We start from the raw sequence: 24,758 nt of genomic DNA on the forward strand, positions 1-24,758 counted from the left end.
AAATAGCTAAAAAACTGACCTTAATTGGATTGAACATTTAACAAAAAACCTTTTTCATCGCTGATGGCACGTTTAATCCTAGACCTCTGATTAGCATTTATGGTGTGATGAGGCTTCAATAACAGGATAATACCGGTATACTTCCGCGACATTCATACTGTGGAAAATGCTCCTACGAGGATGCTATACAGCGCCATGACCCAAGACGCCTCACCGATTTTGACTTCATTGCTTGATACGGATGCTTATAAACTTCATATGCAACAAGCGGTGTTCCATCGTTATCGCCATATTACCGTTGCCGCTGAATTCCGCTGCCGTGGTGATGAGCTGCTGGGCGAATATGCCGACGAAATCCGCCATCAGATAACATTGATGAGCCAATTGACACTGACCGATGATGAGTATCTCTATCTCTCCGGCTTGCCCTTTTTTAAAAAAGATTATTTAAATTGGTTACAGAGCTTTCGTTTTAATCCCGAGCAAGTCAGCGTGTCTGATAATGGTGGTAAATTAGACATCCGGATTACCGGATTATGGTGCGAAACAATTCTGTGGGAAGTGCCACTATTAGCGGTAATCAGTGAAATTGTTCATCGCCGCCGCTCCAAACATGTCACTGTGGATCAAGCCATTACACAGTTGCGCAGCAAACTTCAGCAATTTAAAGCGCTCAGTGCTGATATCGACATGACTCACTTCAAGTTAATGGATTTTGGCACGCGTCGCCGTTTCTCTCGCGAGGTTCAGCACGCTATTGTCAGTGAATTAAAAGATGAGTTTCCCTATTTTGTCGGCACCAGTAACTATGATTTAGCACGCAAGTTGTCTTTAGCTCCGGTAGGAACTCAGGCTCATGAATGGTTCCAGGCCCATCAACAGATTAGCCCGGTGCTGGCCAACAGCCAGCGTGTAGCATTGCAAATCTGGTTAGATGAGTATCCAAATCAACTTGGGGTGGCATTAACAGACTGTATTACTATGGATGCATTCCTGCGTGATTTTGATGAAACCTTCGCTATTCGCTATCAGGGATTACGCCATGACTCGGGTGACCCGGTCGAATGGGGTGAGAAAGCTATCGCCCATTATGAAAAATTGGGCATTGACCCAATGAGCAAGACATTGGTGTTCTCGGATAATTTAGACTTGGAAAAAGCCCTGTCGCTGTATCGCCATTTTTACCAACGGATTAAATTGGTGTTCGGTATTGGAACGCGTTTAACCTGTGATATTCCCGGCGTCAAACCGCTGAATATTGTGATTAAGCTGGTGGAGTGTAATGGCAAACCGGTGGCAAAACTCTCCGATAGCCCAGGGAAAACCATTTGTCATGACCCGGCATTTGTTGATGAATTGCGTGAAGCATTCGCGCTTCCTTTAGTCAAGAAAGCCAGTTAATACCTGATTGCCGGGCGGCAGATGCTTGCCCGGCCCACCGCCAAATTTGCACTTTTTGATCGGCTTTACTCTTCCACATTCCACAATTCAATCATTTCTCGCTTTGTGTCGTCTCTATTTATAGAAATGTTGCACTGAACTGGTGATTTCTACTTGTGTCCTGCACCGCCGCAAGTAACATAGCAATATCCCCATTTTGTTGGGTTGTTAACTATTTATCAAAACTATTAAAGAGAGAAATCTATGAGCGTAGTGCCTGTAGTCGACGTACTGCAAGGCCGTGCTGCGGTTGACAGTGAAGTCACCGTACGCGGTTGGGTGCGTACCCGGAGAGATTCTAAAGCGGGTATCTCCTTCGTTGCCGTTTATGACGGTTCCTGCTTTGACCCGTTACAGGCCGTCGTGAATAATACTTTGCCTAATTATCAGGACGAAGTACTGCATTTAACTACCGGCTGCTCAGTTGAAGTGACTGGCACCGTCGTAGCCTCACCCGGTGAAGGGCAGAGTTTTGAAATTCAAGCCACCGCGATCAAAGTCGTTGGTTGGGTTGATGATCCCGATACTTATCCAATGGCAGCAAAACGTCACAGTATCGAATACTTGCGTGAAGTTGCTCACTTGCGTCCACGGACTAACTTGATCGGTGCAGTGGCTCGCGTTCGTCATACCTTGGCGCAAGCTATTCACCGTTTCTTCGATGAGAACGGTTACTTCTGGGTTTCAACACCGTTAATCACTGCGTCGGATACCGAAGGTGCGGGTGAAATGTTCCGTGTTTCCACATTAGATCTGGAAAATCTGCCGCGCACTGATACTGGCGCTGTTGATTTCAGTGAGGATTTCTTCGGTAAAGAAGCTTTCCTGACGGTATCCGGTCAGCTAAACGGTGAAACTTACGCCAGTGCATTATCTAAGGTTTACACTTTCGGCCCGACTTTCCGTGCTGAAAACTCCAATACTAGCCGTCATTTGGCCGAGTTCTGGATGGTTGAACCTGAAGTTGCCTTCGCCTCATTGGATGATGTCGCCGGTTTAGCTGAGAAAATGTTGAAATATGTTTTCCAGGCGGTATTGAACGAACGCGCTGATGACATGAAGTTCTTCGCCGAGCGTGTCGATAAAGATGCTGTCGATCGCTTACAACGCTTTGTTACCTCTGACTTTGCTCAAGTTGACTATACCGATGCTATTGAGATTTTATTGGCATCAGGTCAGAAATTTGAAAATGATGTCTCTTGGGGTATTGATTTGTCTTCTGAGCATGAGCGTTATTTAGCTGAGAAACACTTTAAAGCACCGGTGGTGGTCAAAAACTATCCGAAAGATATCAAAGCCTTCTATATGCGTATGAATGAAGATGGTAAAACCGTGGCAGCGATGGATGTCCTCGCCCCTGGCATTGGTGAGATTATCGGTGGTTCACAGCGTGAAGAGCGTTTAGATGTGTTGGATGCCCGTCTGGCAGAAATGGGCCTCAATAAAGAAGATTATTGGTGGTATCGTGATCTGCGTCGCTATGGCACTGTGCCACATTCAGGTTTTGGTCTTGGATTTGAGCGTTTGATCTCCTATGTGACTGGAGTTCAAAACGTTCGTGATGTGATTCCATTCCCACGTACGCCGAGAAATGCCAGTTTCTAAGTTCGTTATTTAGAAAAAGGATATTTTTGTATAAATAAAAGCCAGCTCTGCTGGCTTTTGTCATTTTTTAAAGTTCGATCTAAGTCACAAAGTTCCCTGAATTTTACATTTTGTAACACATAGTTTCCCAATGAAACATATTCAGGTAATTGGTAGCATTTTCGGTCTGGATTATAACCCTCACGAATGGAACACTGCGTTCAGACACAGACGACACCAAACTCTCAACAATAGTTCCAAAAAAATTATTGGCGGCAGTGGCAGGTGTCCGAATAACACCAATGAGGGTAATAATAATGATGAAGCGCAATATTCTTGCAGTAGTAATCCCAGCATTGTTAGCAGCTGGTGCAGCTAATGCAGCAGAAATCTACAACAAAGACGGCAACAAACTTGACCTGTACGGTAAAGTTGACGCGCGTCACCAGTTCTCTAGCAACGCTGGCCAAGACGGTGACGAATCTTATGTTCGTTTCGGCTTCAAAGGTGAAACCCAAATTACTGACCAACTGACCGGTTACGGCCAGTGGGAATACAACATTCAGGCTAACAATGCTGAAGCTCAAGAAGGCAAAGGCAACAAAACCCGTCTGGGCTTTGCTGGTCTGAAATTTGCTGAGTTCGGTTCATTCGACTACGGCCGTAACTACGGCGTAATCTATGACGTCAACGCATGGACTGACATGCTGCCAGTGTTCGGTGGTGATTCAATCTCCAACTCTGACAACTACATGACTGGCCGTTCTACTGGCTTGGCTACTTACCGTAACCAGAACTTCTTCGGTCTGGTTGATGGTCTGAACTTTGCTCTGCAATACCAAGGCAAAAACGAATCTGGCCGTGATGGTCTGCTGACCACTCAAAACGGTGACGGCTTCGGTCTGTCTTCAACTTATGACATCGGTTATGGCGTAAGCTTCGGTGCTGGTTATTCTACAGCTAACCGTACCACTGCTCAGAAAAATGCTCACCTGACCAACGCAACATTTGCTGAAGGCGACAAAGCTCAAGCATGGAACGTTGGTGCTAAATACGACGCTAACAACGTATACTTGGCAGCAATGTACGCAGAAACTCAGAACCTGACTCCATTTGGCAATGATTCTGTTGCTAACAAGACTCGTGACATTGAACTGACTGCACAGTACCAGTTCGACTTCGGTCTGCGTCCATCCCTGGGCTATGTTCAGTCCAAAGGTAAGGATCTGAACAACGCAACTGATGATAACCATGACCTGTTGAAATATGTTTCTGTTGGTTCTTACTACTACTTCAACAAAAACATGTCTACCTATGTTGATTACAAAATCAACTTGCTGGACGAAGACAACTTCACCCGCGCTAACGGTCTGAACACAGACAACGTTGTTGGTGTTGGTATGGTTTACCAGTTCTAAGTTAAACTTAATCACGCAGTTTATCTGCTGACATAAGTTGAAAAAAGACAGGGCCTCGGCTCTGTCTTTTTGTTTTATCCTTAGCTAACATTTTACCCTTGGCTAATATAGGGAGAATGCGCTGCCGAATGCGCTATTTTGCCGATATTTCACCCTGAATCCCCCCGCCTCACAACATTCATTTCTTTTTATCGCAAACGGTTGGCAAAGACTGCAACTGGCGCTACCCTGATGGTTCTGTTTGCTTAACGCTAAGCCATGGAAGCCTCTGACATGTTTGAAAAAATCACTGCTGCACCTGCCGACCCTATTCTGGGCCTGACCGATATTTTCCGCGCGGATGACCGCCCTCATAAAATTAACCTGGGGATCGGGGTCTACAAAGACGAAACCGGGAAAACGCCGGTGCTGACCAGCGTAAAGAAAGCTGAGCAGTATTTGCTGGAAAATGAAGTCACCAAAAATTATTTGGGTATTGATGGCCTACCCGTTTTCGCAAGCTGTACTCAGGAACTGTTGTTCGGTGCCGATAGTGCGATTATTACTGATAAACGTGCGCGTACCGCTCAAACCCCTGGTGGCACAGGTGGTTTGCGTATTGCCGCTGATTTCATTGCCCATCAAACCAGCGCCAAACGTGTCTGGGTCAGTAATCCAAGCTGGCCAAATCATAAAAACATCTTCGCCGCAGCTGGGCTGGAAGTGGTTGAATATGCCTATTATGACGCAGCAAATCATGCGCTGGACTTCGATGGGTTGTTAAATAGCCTGTCAGAAGCCCAGGCTGGCGACGTAGTGCTGTTCCATGGTTGCTGTCATAATCCGACGGGGATTGACCCAACAGAAGCCCAGTGGAGCCAATTAGCGGAATTGTCAGTTGCTAAGGGTTGGTTGCCGCTGTTTGACTTCGCTTATCAAGGTTTTGCCAAAGGTTTGGAAGAAGATGCCCAGGGTTTGCGTATCTTTGCCGCAACACATCAAGAATTGATTGTTTGCAGCTCTTATTCCAAAAACTTCGGTCTGTACAATGAGCGTGTCGGGGCTTGTACTATTGTTGCTGCAAATAGTGATGTAGCTGATATTGCCTTCAGCCAAGTTAAAGCAGTTATCCGCGCTAACTATTCCAACCCACCAGCTCACGGTGCCTCTGTGGTTGCCACCATTTTGAGCAACCCAGCGCTGCGTGCCATTTGGGAACAAGAACTGACCGATATGCGCCAGCGTATTCACCGTATGCGTCAGTTGTTTGTTAACACTTTGCAGGAAAAAGGCGCTAAGCAAGATTTCAGCTTTATCATCAACCAGAATGGTATGTTCTCATTCAGTGGCCTGACCAAAGAACAAGTTCTGCGTCTGCGCAATGAGTTCGCTGTTTATGCTGTCAATTCTGGCCGCGTTAACGTTGCCGGTATGACGCCAGACAATATGGCGCCATTGTGTGAAGCTATTGTTGCGGTGCTCTAATTAAGTCGCCGTGATTAACCGTAAAAAGGGTGCCTTGGGCACCCTTTTTTATTCGCCTGCCAATAAGCTTAACGGAATAAATACTTGGCAAATTCATTCATTGGCATGGGCCGCCCATACATATACCCTTGCAGATAATCCACATTGTGGGCCTGTAAATAGCGCATTTGAGTTTCGTTTTCGACGCCCTCGGCAATGGTTTGCAACCCCAGCCGAGTTGCAAGATCGATAACATTACCCACTATATGGCTCGACAAAGCATCGGAACCAATCATCCCGACAAAACTTTGATCAATCTTGAGAAAGTCGACTTTAAATTTCTGCAAATAACTTAAGCTCGAATGCCCGGTACCAAAGTCGTCAATGGCAATAAAAACCCCTAAAGCATGAAGTTCAGCAAATAATTTATCTGTAATCTCATCTGTAACAATCAATTTTCGTTCAGTTAACTCCAGCGTGATATTAATTTTATTACCGCCAAAAGCCTGAATGAAATGACGGCAGTCATCTACCAAACTGAGATCACGGCAATGATTGGCGCTAATATTAAAACCAAAGTGGAACCCTTCGGGTAATTGATTAACATAGGGCGCAAATTTTGCACTGACTTGCTGCATAATAGCGCGGGTCATTGGCACAATAAGCTCGCTATCCTCCGCCATAGGAATGAAGTGATTCGGTTGAATTAAACCCTGCCCAGGGTGTTGCCAACGCATTAAAACTTCACATCCCACCCAGCATTGCCCCTTACCGCTGACAATCGGCTGCATATAAGGAATAAATTCGTTATTTTCTAATGCTTGCTTTAATACCTGTGTGGGTGATGACGCCCTTCCTGACAGCCAAAAAACAAGTGCCGCCGAGCCAAGACTCATTAATATGAAGAAAATCAAGCTACCTTGAGCGTATTGCCAGACATAAGCCCAATATTGTTGATGAGAAAGCGCCGTGCTTAATGAATAAGCATATTTCTCTGAGGCCAGATATAAAGGTTCGCCTTTATTCGTCGGGTTACCTGAATGCACCATTCCGGCCGCATCCATCCATTTATCGCCAACTCTCAGTTGCAACGCAATATCGCCGCTCAATAAATTAAGAATACTGCGTAAATAATAACCATCAACAGCCACCAGAATGCTGTAATCCCCTCGGACTTGCCGATAAACCATCAAAGCGCGATCAGGAGTTACATCATTACCTGACATTAACTCTAGTTGCCCATCGACAAATTCATCTAAATAGAATTGCTCGGAAATCGGGCCATATATTGAAGAACAATAAATAGTGGTGTTTTTAGCCAAAGAAACTGAACGCACATCTGGTATAAAGACAACTTGATCGCGTAAGTTCTGTACCACTTGCAAGCAAGGTTTTCCCAGCCCTGTTTCTACCTGGGTAGCAGCATGCTGCAAGTTATTAAATATTTGGTCGAAACGTTCTCTACCCTGTAATAACTTGGCTTCAGCATCTTGATGCATATTAGCTTTTGTTTGCGCATAAATTACGGCTGCGCCCAACAGCAGAAATAGCAATAATACCATAGAAGAAAAACCGAGCCGGGACAGGAATTTATTCACTCTGAAACGACGAAATGGCATAGTAGATTCCATTGAAAGGCGCTCGTAATGCGACGAACTTAAAACAGCAGTAAAAGCCGTGCCGGGTCAATATCAGTTCTATACCCATCGCCTTTCAAGACACAGGGATGTTGGCTGCCCTTGCTCACCCCAATCACTGACTTGTTTAAGCTCCTCGGGGTTAATGAGTCTCTTTGAGACTCACCCTGCGGGCTAGCATAAATGCTGTTCAAACCGGTCTTTGACCGACTTGTCACTCAGTTGCTGCCTGTATCTCGGAGTAACTTGGGTATATTTTCTGCTATGTTACGCCTTCTAAATACTATAAGGTCACACTAATTTGATGAACCCCATCATTATGTTCATCATATCTGCAAATAGCTGATTATGAGCTCACAAAATACTTTAACAATTAATTAAATATAATATAAAAAAGACACCGTGAGGTGCCTTCCTTGATTAGATGCTGTCTGATACTCAGTGTTAGATAGCACTAAGTGGTGATTCTCACCAAATAGCAGGTTCTTCACGTATAAACGGATTGGTCTGCCGCTCATGCCCTAACGTAGACATCGGGCCATGGCCTGGAATAAATGTCATATCATCCCCCAAAGGCAACAATTTGGTTCGGATAGAATGAATCAATTGTTGATGGTCACCACGCGGGAAATCACTACGCCCGACACCGCCATTAAAAATAACATCGCCAACTAATGCCAAATGATCTTTTTGATCAATAAAGACAATATGCCCTGGCGTATGTCCTGGGCAATGCAGTACTGATAACTCAATAGCACCGACAGTGATTTTGTCGCCTTCTTCCAACCAACGCGTCGGGAGAAAAGCTTCACACTCACTCAGCCCAAACATTCTACTTTGAGCAGGTAATCCTTCTAACCAAAACGCATCTTCTTTTTCTGGGCCATAGATAGGCACCTGAAAATGCGCGGCTAATTCAGCGGCGGCACCTACATGATCCAAATGGCCGTGAGTCAACAAAATCTGGCTGACCTTAACACCCTGACGGGTAACTTCAGCAATGATCTTGTCGGCTTCACCACCGGGATCCACTAGAGCGGCCTGCCCTGTTTCTTCACACCAGATCAGGGTGCAATTTTGACTAAAGGCCGTCACTGGAATAATTTGATATTTCATAGAGCTCCACCCCCAATGCAGTTTTAATCTACCCGTCATCATCCAAGTTACAGCACTTTTGGCCGTTTTCAGGTGCCGCCTGGTTGTATCGTGGAATCTATCGGGCATAGATTTCAAAGCATTGGCATAAAAATGCGTATTACCAGGTTCGTGTTGGCCCAGTATCAATATGCACAAAATTACTGCGAGGGTAGTATCCTACACCACCTGCGCGCATTTTTAATGCCGCTTTGCGGATATTGCTCAATTGAATACCTTCAATATGGAAATCCATCGCCTGCCCCTTAGTGTGGTAGCTGTGTTTAGCCACCCCCCGCCCCCGTTCACGCAGTTCATTATTGGTATCAAGTGAACGGTAGCCGGAGATCAACTGCACCGGTTTAGTGGTACCGAGCAGACCTTGTAGGCGATAAAGTTGATCAAATAGGCGGGGATCGATACTTTTTACTTTGTTGGCTCGATAGTCACGGAATAAATGATTTAAACGGGAAAGTTCATCTTTATTATAGTTTCGACCGTCAAAGAACTCGGCTTTTATGGACTCACCTGTATTCAGGTTATTCAGGGTCAAGATGCGTGGGCGAGGAGTTGAAAGGGTAGCAAATGCTTGCCCAGGGAGTAGCGACATCCCGAGCGCTACCCCACCTAACGCTAGCCATTTACGGCGATAATTATCAATTTTATCCATGATCTCTGTTAATACCCGGCAAGAATGTCAAAAGTAAGCACTGTACCCTTAATACTTGGAGCTATAGCGGTGTTGGCAGCTGTCACTCTCCCAAATCACTAACTTGAGTAAACTCATTGGGATTGACTCGTTTGCCGCCTGGCTGCAACTCCAAATCACTTTGGGTATATATGTACCGTCCCGAACCATAACCGCCTACGGAAAACCAGTCAACCCGCATTCGGTACGCATTCACTGTGCGTTTAGCCCAGGTTTATAGGGCGTCGCTTAGACGCGCCCATAAGACAACCCGATATTGAGACCATTAGTTATTGAGTTTTACTGCATTTATTGCAGCAAAAGTTCTGCTTGATGGGCGATTTGTGAGCCGGATCTCACCGTCATATCATAATTGTAAATATCTGTTCTAAACTGTGGTTTGCCATCTTCAGCCACCCATGCCGTCAGATAATACAGCTGCACCGGAATACGTTGGCGAATGTTGACATAAGTGGTATCCCCTTGCTTCAGGGTCGAGGAAACACGGGCATCATTCCACCCCGCATCCTGCAACAGCATATTGGCTAAGTCAGAAGCTTTATTCACGCGAACACAGCCAGAGCTTAAGGCCCGAATATCTTTCTGGAACAAACCATGGTTCGGCGTGTCATGCAAATAGATAGCATCAGAGCTTGGCATATTGAACTTGAACCGCCCTAATGAATTGCTGGCACCAGGTGCCTGACGCAGGCGATATGGGAAGTTATTCGGTGAAATCATGCTCCAGTCAATCATTGACGGGTCGACAACTTGAGCATCATTACTCCAGCCAGACAATACGGTATAGCCATGGCGCTGGAAATAACTGGAATCGTAACGCGCTTTCGGCACGATATCCTGACGCACCAAAGAAGTCGGCACATTCCATGGTGGGTTAACCACCACATTATTTAATGCACTGCTCATCAACGGCGTTTTGCGGCTTGGGCGGCCTACAATCACTCGAGACGAGAGCACCTCGGAACCATTCTTATAATAATTCAGTGAATAGTTCGGAATGTTAACCATGATACCGTTATCCACCCGCCCTGGTAAAATGCGTAAGCGCTGAATATTTAAGGCTAATAATGTCGCCCGTGTTTGTGGAGAAACATTCAACCATTCACGAGTACGGGCACCGATGACACCATCCTCGCTCAAACCATGCCACTGTTGGAACCGTTTGACGGCTTCCATCAGCTCTGGCGTGTAAACATTGTCAGTTACCGTGACAGTCGCGGCTGGTGGTGCAGCGGATGGCGCAACCACCCCTTCGGTGACGGGAGTATCTGCCACCGGCGCTGCTGATGGGCTCACTACCAAACTGTGGGCCTGAGCACGGCTTTTCTCTTCATCAACCGAGAGGTCATCATTAACGACCGCCGCCGTAGGATTATCAGCCGGAATAATCTCAGGGGTTTGCACTGGGGCTGACGCCACCGGGTGCAACATGCCGGTTCTATCGAGGATCTCCCGCAGTGCTGGAATATCGTCGCTTAACTGGCCTGGACGTAAACTCGGGCCATTGGCCATTTGTGGCCATGGCCGTCGGTCTGCCAGCATCTGTTTCAGCGCCAGATGCATTTTTTCATATTGAGGGTGCTGGGGTGCCAGCGATGCCAGATAAAGTGCAGTGTTCCCTTCGTGCACAGCTTGTTGCCAGCGATTTAAAATCGTCGCCGGTGGCATCGCCATCTTGTACGCCACATTGTTGTAAAGCCATACGCTACCATTTGCACCGACGCCTGAGATAAAGTGCAAATAACCCAACATGGCATCGGACAGAATAACGTCTCGAGCCAAGCCAGTAATAGCAGGATCACTGAGCCATTTAACCCATTGCATGAATTGCGGTTGAATACCAGAGAGTGCCACTTCCGCTAATTGTTGCTGGAAATGCTGAACAGCAGCCCGGTCTTGCCACATTGGCTGCATATTATTGGCAGCATAGAGCACGGCTAATTCAGAAGAATAAAACGGCGTGATAGTTTTCGGTAACACGGCCAATAATTGAGAGCGGCTCTGCGCAACTGACATACTTTGTGGCGGTGATTTCTGCGCTGAAGATGAATCAATCGGCATCATCGGCGCCGTGGCCGATGCTGTAAATGTGGGCATCACGCTACAAATCAAGGCGCAATATAACGCTAATACACGTTGCGGATTTCTTTTCTCTACCGACATTCTATGCCCCCGGTATGCTTATCTAAGTACGTCATAGCTTGTCGTTACCCTTATTCCCTGAAGTCGCGGTAGGTTAGCGGCTCTCGTTACCCGACTTGGTCGTTGACTACAACACCATTATCTTTGGGTATTTTTATTATATAAACAGAAATGCTACTAAGTAGCTAATAATCTAAATTAATCATTAACGTTACGCTAACAGATTTTCTTCGCTTATAAAATATAACCCTCAAATGCCGCAGCAAATAAAAATGGCCGCTAGGCGGCCATTGAGTAGAATTAATTATTATTACGTTTTTATTGTGCAAAAATTAACCGCAATATCATTGTTCAGCAGATATCTGTGGCAAAGTCGGTATTTCATTGGCAAAGCCGCGCAAACCGACTACGTGTACATGCTCATGATTTTGGAAGACTTTTCGCACCAGTTTATAAGTTGTCCCTTTTTCTGGACTGATATTTTCTGGGGCGGCAATAATTAATTGCATCTCCAACCGCTCGCACAGTTCAAATAATGTTGCGATAGATTTGGCATCCAAACGCGCAGCTTCATCGAGGAACAGTAAACGGCAAGGCGAAATATCTTTACCGCGTAAACGGCGCGACTCCTCTTCCCAGCTCTGTACTACCATAACCAGAATAGACATCCCGGTACCAATAGCCTCACCGGTCGACAATGCGCCACTTTCAGCCCGCAACCAGCCATCTGCGCCGCGGTTAACTTCAACTTCCAGCTCTAAATAGTTACGGTAATCCAGTAACTCTTCACCAATGGTTTGCGGCAGGCGCTGCCCCATATCCATTTGTGGGTTTAGGCGCTGATACAGTTTTGCCAGTGCTTCAGAGAAAGTCAGGCGGTTACTGTTGAACAAATCCTGATGCTGTTCTTGCTGCTCGGATAACACATCAAGCAAGGTCGCATGGGCTTCGCGCACATTCACATTCAGCCGCACACTTTTGACCTGGCCAAATGACACCGCTTGCAAGCCCTGATTCAGCATTCGAATGCGGTTCTGTTCGCGTTGAATAGTTTTACGGATAATATTCGACACGCTTTTCGAGCTGATCGCCAGTTTCTGTTCACGGGCAGTCAGTTCTTCAGTCAGGCGGCCCAGTTCAATTTCCATTTGCTCAATGGCTTCGACCGGGTCATCTGTACGGATGATATCCTGACGGATACGTTCACGTAGATGCTGATACACCGCAATATAGAACTGAATTTTGCGCTCAGGCCGCTTAGGATCTTCAGACATGCGCAGCACATCGCGCAGATGTTCATTATCAGCCACCGCCAGACGTAATGCCCCCAGCGCCTTATCCGACATAGAACGCAATTCGTCGCCATCCATATAGGCCAGTTCACGACGATGCAAACGGCGCTCAACGCCATTGTCTTTCACCATGCGCATCACCGCGCACCAACCCGCTTTAGCATTAACCACCTGCTCGCGAATTTGATGATAGTCCCGCTCCAGCTTGCGCAGTTTCTTCTGCAAGCTGTCCATCTCGGCTTCACAGAAAGTCAGCTGTTTTTCCAACTGATTGCGCCGTGAGCGATTGGTACTCAATGCCGCATGTAATTCATCGCGACGCGTGCGGGCGCGGGCTTCGGCATTAGCATCCGCCTGAACGCCAATGTCCACCAGTTCCTGACTAAGTTCTTTGAGCATGTCACGTTTAGCATCATAAGAACTTTTCAATGACGCCAGCACTTGATTGTACTGAGTAAACTGCGCCTGATATTGACGCAACTGCTCGCGAGCCCGCGTACGCTCTGCTTCGGCCTGTTCTAAGCGCTGGCGCAGTTTATCATTCAGAGAGGAGTTTTCAGTCAGCATACCCGCAGAATCGGTATAGCTAAAGTGCGCTCGCCGCTGCACAACTTCTGTCAGTGCGAAAGCTTGCTGTTTAGCCTGACGCTGGCTGTTCTGCGCCTGAGTATAGTTTTTCTGCAACTGTTCATGTTGCTGCGGATCACTTTGCAGCACCGCCAACAGCGGTTCAAGCTTAGTCAGAGAAGCGCCGTGTTTCTGGATATGACGGGCGGCGTCTTGTGCTTCTGTTAGCTCTTCGGTGATTTCTTCGACGCGGTCAGCCAAAGTATCGTCAAGCAGCAATGATACCAACGGAATCAAACGGTTAAGCGCTGAGATACCCTCTTTAGCCTGTTCGAATTGCTGGCGTTGCTGTTGATTTTGGTCTTCGTGCGCATTCAGCGCGCGCTCGATTTCACCCCGGCGAGTATTTAACAACCGAATTTCAGCTTCTGGATCAGAATCGAATGCCACACCCAGATGAGAACCAATAAACCGGCTGAATGCCTGATGCAAACGCTGGGTTTTCTGCACATCAAACGACAGTGTCGCATAGCGCTCCGCCAGACTATCACGCTCTTGATACAGCGCTTCTAGCCGGTTTTCGCGGGCAGCGCGGCCAAACAGTGGCACTTCCGGATAGCGAGAATAACGCCATTGGCGATCGGCTATTTTCACCACCACCGCTTTATCAAGTTCTTCGACGGCAAAGACACTGTCATCAAATGACTGCGGATCCCCTTCGATGAGATATAAATCTTCCGGGCAATCTTCCAATCCGGCCAATTGATCGCGCACCAATGACAAGTCGGGTACCACGATACCGTGGCGAGACGGGCCATACAGCGCGGAGAAATAGGGGGCATCGTCGAGCGTGACATCATCATAAATCTCGGATAACAGCACGCCGCCAAAACGCTCGGCCAATGCAATCATCCGCGAATCTTCAGCACCGCTTGGCTGACTCAGGCGCTCAATTTGTGCATCAATAGCCCGTTTAGTTGCCGCCACTTCATCACGCTCGACGGTGGTTTCGCGCTCGCGCTCTAGCAACTGTTGCATGTATTCAGTGACTTGGCGGCTATCTTCCAGCGCTTCGCCGCTCTGTTCACTGAGTTGGCTCAGAGCATCTTGAGCCGCCAGCCATACTGGAGCTCGTGCCGTCAATTCTTGAATTTTTTGCTTTAGTTGCTCCAGTTCCTGGCGCATTTCCATACGCCGCTCACCGGCATCACTGACGCTGAGAGAAAGCGCCTCAACCTGTGATTCCAGCTCACGCTGCAACTCTTCCAGCTCTTCGGGCTGATAAGCTTGCCCCTGACGTTTGCAGAATTCTTGCAATAAACGCTCGGCATCTTGCTGGGCACGTAAACGCTGCTCCAGCTCGGACAGGCGCATGCGCAATGGCTGAACCCGCTCGGCCAAATGTTGCTGCGATGGCCAGTCACGTAATAATTCGCGTGCGGTTTGCCAAGCTTCACTGCGGCTGACCTCACCGGCAATGGTCACCACCAATTGATAAGCTTGCTCAAATTGGCTGTGGGCGGCATCTGCCACACTCAGTTTTTGTTCGAGTTGCAATAAAGACTCGGTCGCTTCTTGCTCTTTGGCCAGGAAAGTTTCCAGCCAATCTTCGGCATTATCAGCGGTTAATTCAGGTAATTGGCACAACGCACGGGCGCGTTCCAATGCCTGTAATGCTTGCTGATATTGAATGGCGCGGGTTTGCTGTACATCCAGCGCTTGCTGATAATCAGCTAACTGGCTTTTCAGCTCATCCACTTCCAGCTCAGCGGCTTCGGCACGGGCTTCATTATCAGCTTGTTGCTCGCTGGCCTCAGCAACCACTTCATTTTGCTCTTCCAGCCGGTAAGTCAGCTCTTCCAAATCACTTTGGTAGCGCTCGATTTTTTCCTGCTGGCGCATCGCGGTTTGCACCAGACTGAGATGGTCACTGGCGGCCTGATAATCAGTTTCGAGATCAGATTCGGCAGCACTTTGCTCGGCCAATTCACGGGACATTTCGACATGGCGATACTGCTCGGTCACTAGTTGCTTGCGGCTGCCCAGTAAATCACGACGCAAGACCAAAGCACCATCGAGATGAATACGCCGCTCATTGGCATGGCGCATATAGTCAGCAGCAACATAGGAAGTTGCTTCAGAGATAAGATGCTTAAACAGGTCACGGTCGGACTGGGTGACACGGATAGCCTCCAGCGTCATGCGGTTTTCGCGCAACGCCGCTTCCATATCCTGGAAGGCCTTACGAACGCCGCTGTTTTCTGGCAATAAATAATCGCGTAATGAGCGGGTAATGGCGCTGGAAATACCGCCGTACAATGACGCTTCAATCAAACGGTAGAATTTGCTGCGATCAGCAGAAGAGCGCAGACGTTTTGGGATCACACCCAAATCAAACATCAGCGAGTGGTAATCGGTGATGGAGTTAAATTGCTTAAACTGCACCCCTTCCATAGCTTCAACGCGTTCTTTCAGCTCTGGCAATGACAACACCCGCGCCTGGCGCTCGCCCACCACTTCGGTGAGGATCTGTGTGGGTTGAATTGCAGTCGGAAGCCCTTGAATAGTGAAAGGTTTGATATCAACTTTGCGATCGCGCCCGGCCACTTGTTGCAGACGTACCCCAACCACCACCCGTTGGTGGCGAGAGTTGACCACATCTAACGTGGAATAACACACTCCGGCGCGCAATTTACCGTGCAGCCCTTTATCACGCGAGCCACTGGTGGCCCCTGCTTCGGTGGTGTTACGAAAGTGCAGCAAGGTTAAATCTGGAATCAATGCTGTGACGAAAGCAGCCATAGCGGTAGATTTACCGGCCCCGTTACCACCGGATAAGGTAGTAACAAGTTCATCAAGATCGAATGTTCGGGCAAAAAAACCATTCCAGTTAACCAAGGTCAGTGAGCGAAATTTACCGCGTTCAATCATTCCTGTTCATCCTCTGCACTGTCCGTTGCATTGCCCATGGTGATGTCGCTTTCATCGCTTTCATCATGGAGTGACAGACTATTTTCGACCGCCATGGCTTCGCCATCCCGGATCATACGCAACTGAGCTTCGCGTGGGTCATCACCGCTGCGCACATCGGCACCAAAACGGAACACCGCCTCAGTGATACGAAACTTGCTACTGTCATTGCCCATAAAGTAAATCATGCCCAAACGGCGCAGCCGGTTGAGTGAGGTTCGCACTTTTTCCTGCAACTTTTGTTTATCCAAATCTGAGCCGGTTGAGCGCTGGTTAACGAACTTCAGCAATTTGCTCTCATCGGCCAGGCTCAGCAGCTCTTCGTACAGCTCATGCTGGGCGAAAATACCTTCATGAGCCAGACGTTCCGGGCTGAGATACAGATAACAAAGAATTTTGCCGACCATCATATCCAGCTCAGATAACACCGAGCGCGGGATCAACGTGGTTGAACGAGGGCGCAGATAGAAGAAACCTTCCGGCGCACGGATTAACTCCACGTTATAGCGGGTATAAAACTCTTCCAGTTGCTCCTGAAAATCCATCAGGAAAGCATGGTTATCCAGCTCATCAATACCAATATGACGGCCAGCGCGTAACTGACTATCCAGTGCCGGAAACAATGAGTTGGCCAATGCCTGAGCCAGTTTAACCGGCATTACTACTTCAATATTTGTTGATGACATGTGCCTGCACCTTGGCTCCGTAATCATTGATTGCCAGCCATTCAGCGGGTAATCCTGAGAAATCGGCTTCGGCCACACCAAGGCGAACTGCCTGGTCGACCAGGATACGAGCCACGTCAAAATGACGAGCACGCGGATATTGCGCGAGGTAATCGCGCATCACTTCCCCCAAATTGAGCGGCAGTTTTTTCTGCTGATATACCAGCAATGCTTGTTCAATCAGGGCGGCTAACTGCTCACGGATAGCATTAAACTCTTCAAATTCCAAGTCCGGTGGCAATTCTCCGGTGACCTCTTCACTACGCAGCGCCAACTCTTCATCGCGCATATCCAGCAAGCGATCAGCATTGGCGTAGGTCAAGGCCCAAGGGTTATCAAAATAATTTTGCACTGACTGGCGTAAGCGCTGGGCAAATACCCGGTTTTTATCCATATCAATCGCAGTACGGATAAACTTGTGCACGTGGCGGTCATAACCAATCCACAGATCAATAGACTGCTGGCCCCAACTGATAATACGGTCAAGTTTACTTTGTAAATCAAACACCAGTTTATCGACCAAATCCAAGCCCGCATTGCCGATGGTGGCTTCTTGAATGCGCAATAAATTCGCCTGAAGCTTATCACCAGCCGCCTCCAGCGTGTCTTGTAACTCTCTGAGTGTACCGGAGGTTTCTGACAGCAACATTTCGCAGCTGGCAATAGCAGCACGCCAATCTTGATTCAAGAGCGCCGCGATATCTTCTTTAACGCTATGCTGCTGCTCGTCCATTAGGCGCTGGGTCATGTCGATACTGTCAAAGATTTCAGCGACTGAATATTTAAGCGGGGCAAAGACATTACGGTGCCAGTGGAATTCATCACCGCCCTCTTCCGCCGCTTCTGCCGCCCGTTGCAGTTCTTGCGCCACTATCGACAACTGCATCGACAGCCGCAGAGTGGAAAACTCCCGCTGGCGGATATAATAATCTGTAATGCCAATGCCTAATGGAGTTAGGCGGTAAATAGCATTACCATCGGCCAACTCACTGGTAAAACGGTTGAGTAAACGCTGGCGCACCATATCATTGATGGCGTTATTGGCGCGCACGGCCACGGTTTCGGTGGTCTGTTCAAACCCTTTACTGACGTGACGAAATGCATCCACCAGCTCGCCTTCGCTCATTTCACCGTCCAGCCGCTCACCATTTAAGGTGGCAATAGCCATAAGAAAGGCCAGACGCTCTGTTGGCAGAGTAATCGAGAAATCATTTTTTCGCGCCCAGGCGACCAGTTCGGGTACTGTCTGGGAAAATTCACTCATAATGGGTCCTTCAGATTCGGCTTAAACGCCATGACATGCACGTAGCGCCCCAAACTGATAAAGGGCTCCTGCCGGCAATAGCGCTGTTCCAACGCCAATAATTCAGCAAATTCATCGACTTGTTGCTGTTTATTTTTCATGTAATCGTGAAACACCCGTACTCCTGTCTTACCGCTAATGGATAAACCCATTTGCTCAAGCCAACGGTATACCGTCGGCGGGTCTAACGGGTATTGCGGTGATAACGAGCGCTGCCGACGTCTTTTGAGGCCGGGTATCGCCAATTGAAAGTTACCTAATACCGCATTACGCATCACTAACCCATTGGCATTGAAAAACATCAATGACAGTGCGCCACCTGGGTTTAACGCATTAAAAAGTATTTGCAGAACTTGTTGTGGCTCTGCAATCCATTCTAAAACCGCATGGAACAATATCAGATCAACGGGCTGTTCCAAATGTTGGGTGATGTCCTGGGCCGCACTTTGTACAAATTGCATGTTGTGGCTCACACCTTTTTCCTGAGCGGCCACTTTTGCACGTTGGATCATCTCAGCGGACAGGTCACATAATAGAACCTGATGACCCAATTCCGCCAGTTGACAAGCCATATGCCCTTCACCACCACCTGCATCTAAAATCCGTAACGGGCGTTGCGGCAACTGCGCTAATAGCCCGGTGATATCTTGCCACACCACCGCCTGACGGATCATTCCCTTCGTCGTGCCGTAGATATTGCGCGAGAATTTCTCGGCAATATCATCGAAATTGCGATCCTGCATGGACAATTGCTCCGCGATTGTATCTATAACTATTGATTTACCGGCCTTGATAGAGACTCGCAAATCAATAGCGACAGCAAAAAGAATGACTATCAACCTGCTATTTTGGCACAGCCTGACTTAGAATAAATCTTCTTGGCCCGTAATCATCGCCAAATGCCGTTTTTTCAGCCAAAAGGTGCCTGTTTTTATGCTTTTTACCCTAAAAAAGTTTGTTGGCGGCTTATTAATGCCACTGCCCTTTCTGCTTATCATCATGGGGCTGGCATTAATCTTATTGTGGTTTACCCGCTGGCAAAAAAGTGGCAAAACGCTTTTTGCATTAAGTTGGCTGATATTATTGCTTATTAGCCTGCAACCTGTCGCGGATCGCCTGTTATTACCGCTGGAAAAACAATACGCAACTTATCAGGGAAACGACCCGGTAGATTACATTGTTGTCCTTGGTGGCGGCTACACGTTTAATCCGAATTGGGCGCCAAGTGCTAATTTATTCTCGAATAGTTTGCCGCGAGTCACTGAGGGGATCCGGCTGTATCGTGCCCATCCTAACGCAAAAATGGTGTTTACCGGCGGCGCTGGCCCGAACAGCCAAAGTAGTGCAAAAACAGCGGCGCAGGTAGCGGAAAGTTTAGGGGTTCCGGCGGCGGATATTATTGCATTAGAGCAACCCAAAGATACGGCTGAAGAAGCGGCAGCGGTGGCTACCTTGGTGGGTAATAAACCTTTTTTGCTGGTGACCTCCGCCAGTCATTTACCTCGGGCGATAAAATTTTTTACAGCCAAGGGCTTACACCCTATTCCGGCTCCCGCCAATCAGTTAGCTATTACCAGCCCCTTACACAGTTGGGAACGCATTATTCCGGCGGCAACCTATTTAGGCCACACCGAACGCGCTTGGTATGAAACATTGGGGCTAATCTGGCAAACATTAACGGACAATAAAAATGATGAATGATTTTGCAGTTAATTCAGCCAAGGTAACAGTTGTTTAGCCGCATTATCAAATGAAGCGCGATCCAAATTACCGGTGTGAATAAAGCGGGAAACCAACTCCCACAGAGTGTAGAGCCAACGGCGGGCCACAAAGGATTCCGAGACCGGCGCTTTATTGAGGTAGCGATAAAATAACTGGCTCGGCATACCCTCTTCACTCAGGCGGAATAAATCATACTCCCGCGGTGCCCATAGCATGGGGCCGGGGTTAAGCATTGCCAGCAATTGATCACTGCGGGGATCTTTAAGCATACTGCGTAAGGTCAAATTGCCGTGAACCAGCACTGAACTGTCGTCAAAACCGGCAAAAAGTGCATTTAATGATGCCCGAGCACGATAGAGAATCGCCCTATCTTCCAGGGTCATTTGTGGTGAGTTCATATTCGATAGCGTGGCCCACAGCACTTCAACTCGTTGCTGATACCAACTGAACCAATCATTTTCTTGTGTGCTATCAACATTGCCAACACACCCATGGCTATCGATCCGGTGCCAGGCTAATACGCCCTCAACTATCTGATCCATCAAAGCATTCCAGCGCTCCCCGGTTCGGGTAGGTGCTTCTACCGAAACTCCCCGAAGCCGCTCCATCAGCAAAATTTCTTTATACGGAGGTTGATGGGTCATGACTAAACCATACACAGTCGGCAAGCGGATATCGCCTTCGCGCGACAACATTGACAGTTTATAGGCCTCTTGCTGTGCAATCCCTTGACAGACATAACTCTTTGCCAACAATGGGATTGCCTGACCCTGCTGATTATACATCGCATACAGGTGGGCATAAGGCTGCTCGCTGATGCGCTCAAGGCGGGTAATCGACTCCCCAAGCACGACACTTAATTCAGCTTTCAGCTGTTCCATAAGGCTTTGTCCGATTATCTGACGAAATAGAGTGCTCATCATGGGATGATGGGCGGGATATTTCCAGAATGCAGATCAAATAATAGCCACAATAAAAGTTAAATAATTAAAGCTTGTGGGATCCAGAAATAACAACGCCAAACTCAATAGAGCTTGGCGTGGAAAGCGGCACAATGATTACTGCTTGAGCATAATAGCCCGAACTCTGTCTAAATCTTCTTGTGTATCAACCCCAACTGCCGGCACAGCTTTTGCCACAGCAACGTGAATTTTTTCACCGTACCACAGCACACGCAGTTGCTCTAACAGCTCTATCTGCTCGAGTTTGCTTGGCGCCCAATTAACATAGCGACGAACAAAACCGGCGCGATAAGCATAAATACCAATATGGCGTAAGAAACAATCACCAATGGTTTCTTTCGATTGAGCAAAACGCTCTCTTTCCCACGGAATGGCGGCACGCGAGAAATACAGCGCATAACCTTGCGCATCCATCACCACTTTCACGGCATTAGGGTTAAAGGCTTCTTCGCTGCTTTCAATCGGCACAGCCAATGTCGCCATACCTGCACTGGAGGCAGCCAAATTATCAGCAACTTGACGGATAATCATTGGCGGCACCAATGGCTCATCCCCTTGCACATTGACAATAATATCATCATCAGCAAAACCATAGCATTCAATGACTTCCGCTAAGCGCTCGGTACCAGACTGATGATCTGCGCGGGTTAAACACACTTCGCCACCCGCCGCTTCAACCGCTTTCACCACTTCCGGATGGTCTGTTGCCACAATCACCCGAGAAGCACCTGACTCCAATGCCCGCTCCATCACATGCACAACCATCGGTTTACCCGCAATATCAGCCAGTGGCTTACCGGGTAGACGGGTTGAAGCATAACGGGCGGGTATTATAGCAATGAAACTCATGCGTGCTTCTCATCAATGGACAGTGGGCGGGCTTCGTTTTCTAGCAATACCGGGATGCCATCACGCACCGGGTAAGCCAGATTGTCAGCTTTGCATACCAGCTCAAGGTTTTCTTTATTGAAGTACAACTTACCGTTGCAGACCGGACAAGCAACGATTTCGAGTAAACGGTGGTCCATACATCCTCCAGAATGGAGTTTAGCCAGCAGGAAAGTGGTCGAGGATACCATATCCGCCGATGCAGGTTAACTGCGCCGATACCGTCATTAATATCAGCCATTGATAACAAGTAGTTATGTTAATTGACATTAGTATAAGTGAAGATACTCAACAATCGGGATGATAAATGTTGGTTTTGTTATTGATATGTTGAATTGCGAGGAGTAGTATTTTTGTGACATAAGTCACACAATCATATCTATCGAGTAAGAAATGAAAGTATTCCATAAAATTATTGCGCTGTTTGCTAACTTCAGCAATTAAACCGCAAAAACAAATAGAAGCACCTGCAAAACTGCCCGACGGCAAAAGAAATATGTCGAACAGAGGCAAAAAAACTAGCGGCTACCCTTGGGTAGCCGTTTGCTTAGAAAGCGATCACATCTGCTGCTGACGGCCCATGAATACTACGATAAGTAGAGAATTCAACGTCCTGCCCTTCACTCAGTGATTTATTTTTGGTGTTGGCAATGGCTGTCTTGCTGACATACACATCCAAACTCCCGTCGTGGGGTGAAATAAAACCGTAGCCTTCAGACTGGTTGAACCATTTCACGCGACCCATTTTTAACGTCATAATAAATTTCCTTTTACTGGGCATCCTAACAACTCATTTTTATTTATTGTTTAGATGCAGTTGCCCATCCTAAAGTTTTCTGATTAAACCTCTATGAGCTTGATTTTATGGAAAACCCGCATAAATGTGGGCTTAGAATTTTGTCTATCTCGAGAATAAATGACAGGCGCATTGGCACGATCATTTTATTTCCGCCGATAACCCAACGTTATTACTTTAAATAATAGAGCAGCAACAGATACAACAACTAACAAACCAGCCACAAAAAATAAATGCTTAATGGGCAATAACAGGTTCGCCTAAAATATGACTTATGGGAGTTGCTTATAGGAGATTTCAGGGGTTCGTCTTTGAGGCTGTATCAGAAATAGCGTCTTGGGAGGAACTGCTTTGCTTTGCTCTCGTGCACTCTTACACATAAATAAGCCTGCAAAACAGGCCTACGCGTATTTACACATAAAAAACGCATTCATACAACTTTTTTATCGCATGGATCACAACAAACCCCAGAATCAATGCGATATGACGCATAAAAAACTAATATTCTCCGCAGGCTCCTCACCAGCTCAGCAAACTCACCTAGAATAAAATGGAATCAGCGTGATCCGCAGCCGTAAATATCTGCGTTGAAAGGCAAAAAGGAACATTCCTATGATAAGTCACCAGCCATTTGTTCATCCCGATGAGATACGCGCCAGATTCTCCAGTGCTATGTCGGATATGTATCAGACTGAAGTCCCGCTATACGGTGATTTATTGGAGTTAGTTGCCGAGACCAACCGCCAAACTATGGAACAATTGCCAGAACTGACCCGCCATTTGCATCAAACTGGGGAAATTGGGCGATTAAATATGGAAAGGCATGGTGCTATCCGCGTGGGAACTGCCACCGAGCTCACCACCTTACGCCGCTTATTTGCAGTTATGGGGATGGCTCCCGTCGGGTATTACGATCTGGCCCCTGCCGGTGTACCTGTTCACTCTACGGCTTTTCGCGCAGTACATGAAACTTCATTGCAAATCTGCCCATTTAGAATTTTCACTTCCTTACTGCGATTAGAGTTGATTGAGCAACCAGAGCTGCGGCAACGAGCAATTGATACTCTTGCCAAAAGAAATATTTTTACGTCACGTCTTATCGAGTTAATTGTTAAGCATGAAACGGCCGGAGGGCTGACTAGCAATGAAGCAGCTGATTTTATTACTGAATCCTTGGAAACATTCCGCTGGCATAATCAAGCTACCGTGAGTGCTGAGATTTATCATCAACTGCATGATCAACATCGGTTAATTGCTGATGTCATTGCTTTTAAAGGGCCACATATTAACCATTTGACCCCACGAACACTGAATATAGACGCAGTACAAGCTGCCATGCTGAAACACAACATTACCCCCAAAGCCGTCATTGAAGGGCCCCCCCCTCGCCATTGCCCAATACTGCTGCGACAAACCAGTTTTAAAGCATTGGAAGAAAAAATCGCGTTTGTATCATCCGATGGGCATATTGTTCAAGGGAGTCACACCGCCCGCTTTGGCGAAATAGAACAGCGTGGCGCTGCGCTGACCGCTAAGGGCCGCAATCTTTATGACCGCTTGCTGCAAGCGGCTCAGGATCAACTGCAAGCCCCTGCAAATGAGGAAAATGCAGCGCAATACATGGCTATTCTTAGCGAGAAATTTAGCCAGTTTCCGGATGATTACCCGACCATGCGCGCTGAAAAACTCGCTTTCTTCCGCTATTTCCCGACAGAAAAAAAACTCAGCGAACCTACGGCCTCAATGCAAAATTTAACTTTAGACGAGCTGATTGGCGCCGGATTTATCCAATTTGAACCTTTGGTTTATGAAGATTTCCTGCCGGTCAGTGCTGCGGGTATTTTTCAGTCCAATTTAGGGGATAAAGGGCAAAACCATTTTGCAGGACATTCCAGTAAGCAGGATTTCCAACAGGACTTGGGATCTGATGTTATTGATGAACTACAACTGTACGAAAAAACTCAGCAACACTCGCTAACGGCATGCGCGGCGGCTCTAAAGCTCACATCACTGAGTCTATAAATTG

18 protein-coding genes are annotated in these 24,758 nt (G+C 47.4%); 6 read left to right on the top strand and 12 right to left on the bottom strand.

Annotated elements, in window-relative coordinates; all coding sequences use genetic code 11:
• Window positions 1–195: 195 nt before the first annotated feature.
• The 4 genes from pncB (at window position 196) to DX162_RS19340 (ending at window position 5,906) form a co-directional block, all read left to right on the top strand.
• The gene (pncB, locus tag DX162_RS19325) at window positions 196–1,401 is read left to right on the top strand and encodes a nicotinate phosphoribosyltransferase (protein ID WP_032820055.1); all 1,206 of its coding nucleotides are present in this window, start codon (window positions 196–198) and stop codon (window positions 1,399–1,401) included.
• A 243-nt stretch (window positions 1,402–1,644) separates the two neighbouring features.
• Complete coding sequence (gene asnS, locus DX162_RS19330) at window positions 1,645–3,045, top strand: asparagine--tRNA ligase (protein WP_004391114.1); 1,401 nt, start codon at window positions 1,645–1,647, stop codon at window positions 3,043–3,045.
• A 299-nt stretch (window positions 3,046–3,344) separates the two neighbouring features.
• A complete protein-coding gene (gene ompF / locus DX162_RS19335) occupies window positions 3,345–4,442 on the top strand; it encodes a porin OmpF (RefSeq protein WP_167310349.1) in 1,098 nt (365 codons plus the stop codon).
• 273 nt (window positions 4,443–4,715) lie between these two features.
• Window positions 4,716–5,906 carry an amino acid aminotransferase gene (locus tag DX162_RS19340; protein WP_032820054.1) on the top strand — a complete coding sequence of 397 codons (1,191 nt, stop codon included), beginning with the start codon at window positions 4,716–4,718 and terminating at the stop codon, window positions 5,904–5,906.
• Between the two features lie 68 nt (window positions 5,907–5,974).
• Here DX162_RS19340 and DX162_RS19345 read toward each other — a convergent pair whose 3' ends face one another.
• From DX162_RS19345 to cmoM, 8 genes are all read right to left on the bottom strand, one after another.
• Window positions 5,975–7,504, bottom strand: coding sequence for an EAL domain-containing protein (locus tag DX162_RS19345; protein ID WP_032820053.1), 1,530 nt, complete (start codon window positions 7,502–7,504; stop codon window positions 5,975–5,977).
• 486 nt (window positions 7,505–7,990) lie between these two features.
• On the bottom strand, window positions 7,991–8,638 hold the full coding sequence (locus DX162_RS19350) for an MBL fold metallo-hydrolase (RefSeq protein WP_004391110.1): 648 nt from the start codon (window positions 8,636–8,638) through the stop codon (window positions 7,991–7,993).
• Window positions 8,639–8,777: 139 nt separating this feature from the next.
• On the bottom strand, window positions 8,778–9,326 hold the full coding sequence (gene mepK, locus DX162_RS19355; protein ID WP_004391109.1) for a peptidoglycan L,D-endopeptidase MepK: 549 nt from the start codon (window positions 9,324–9,326) through the stop codon (window positions 8,778–8,780).
• Between the two features lie 327 nt (window positions 9,327–9,653).
• Entirely contained in the window at window positions 9,654–11,528 is a 1,875-nt protein-coding gene (gene ldtD, locus DX162_RS19360) for a L,D-transpeptidase (protein ID WP_004391108.1), read from the bottom strand.
• Between the two features lie 323 nt (window positions 11,529–11,851).
• Window positions 11,852–16,297 carry a chromosome partition protein MukB gene (mukB, locus tag DX162_RS19365; protein WP_032820051.1) on the bottom strand — a complete coding sequence of 1,482 codons (4,446 nt, stop codon included), beginning with the start codon at window positions 16,295–16,297 and terminating at the stop codon, window positions 11,852–11,854.
• A complete protein-coding gene (gene mukE, locus DX162_RS19370) occupies window positions 16,294–17,022 on the bottom strand; it encodes a chromosome partition protein MukE (protein ID WP_032820049.1) in 729 nt (242 codons plus the stop codon). Before mukE ends, mukB begins: the two co-directional genes overlap by 4 nt.
• Window positions 17,003–18,325: a chromosome partition protein MukF gene (gene mukF / locus DX162_RS19375; protein WP_032820048.1), complete on the bottom strand. Its 1,323-nt coding sequence runs from the start codon at window positions 18,323–18,325 to the stop codon at window positions 17,003–17,005. The genes mukE and mukF overlap by 20 nt, the downstream gene beginning before the upstream one ends.
• A complete protein-coding gene (cmoM, locus tag DX162_RS19380) occupies window positions 18,322–19,107 on the bottom strand; it encodes a tRNA uridine 5-oxyacetic acid(34) methyltransferase CmoM (RefSeq protein WP_032820046.1) in 786 nt (261 codons plus the stop codon). The genes mukF and cmoM overlap by 4 nt, the downstream gene beginning before the upstream one ends.
• Before the next feature lie 190 nt (window positions 19,108–19,297).
• Here cmoM and elyC point away from each other — a divergent pair, with 190 nt between their 5' ends.
• Window positions 19,298–20,065 (top strand): envelope biogenesis factor ElyC, encoded by a 768-nt coding sequence (gene elyC / locus DX162_RS19385; RefSeq protein ID WP_098080887.1) that lies wholly within the window; start codon window positions 19,298–19,300, stop codon window positions 20,063–20,065.
• A gap of 8 nt (window positions 20,066–20,073) precedes the next feature.
• On the opposite strand, the gene DX162_RS19390 is transcribed toward elyC, so the two are convergent.
• The 4 genes from DX162_RS19390 to DX162_RS19405 form a co-directional block, all read right to left on the bottom strand.
• Window positions 20,074–20,967: a YcbJ family phosphotransferase gene (locus tag DX162_RS19390; RefSeq protein ID WP_004391100.1), complete on the bottom strand. Its 894-nt coding sequence runs from the start codon at window positions 20,965–20,967 to the stop codon at window positions 20,074–20,076.
• Window positions 20,968–21,144: 177 nt separating this feature from the next.
• The gene (kdsB, locus tag DX162_RS19395; RefSeq protein ID WP_032820042.1) at window positions 21,145–21,897 is read right to left on the bottom strand and encodes a 3-deoxy-manno-octulosonate cytidylyltransferase; all 753 of its coding nucleotides are present in this window, start codon (window positions 21,895–21,897) and stop codon (window positions 21,145–21,147) included.
• Entirely contained in the window at window positions 21,894–22,076 is a 183-nt protein-coding gene (locus DX162_RS19400; protein ID WP_004700032.1) for a Trm112 family protein, read from the bottom strand. The genes kdsB and DX162_RS19400 overlap by 4 nt, the downstream gene beginning before the upstream one ends.
• 407 nt (window positions 22,077–22,483) lie before the next feature.
• A complete protein-coding gene (locus DX162_RS19405) occupies window positions 22,484–22,693 on the bottom strand; it encodes a cold-shock protein (RefSeq protein ID WP_005159937.1) in 210 nt (69 codons plus the stop codon).
• Window positions 22,694–23,347: 654 nt separating this feature from the next.
• Between DX162_RS19405 and hglS the strand changes: the two genes are divergently transcribed.
• Window positions 23,348–24,754, top strand: coding sequence for a 2-oxoadipate dioxygenase/decarboxylase HglS (gene hglS / locus DX162_RS19410; RefSeq protein ID WP_032820069.1), 1,407 nt, complete (start codon window positions 23,348–23,350; stop codon window positions 24,752–24,754).
• Window positions 24,755–24,758: the final 4 nt, after the last annotated feature.

Source organism: Yersinia kristensenii (assembly GCF_900460525.1).
GTDB lineage: Bacteria > Pseudomonadota > Gammaproteobacteria > Enterobacterales > Enterobacteriaceae > Yersinia > Yersinia kristensenii.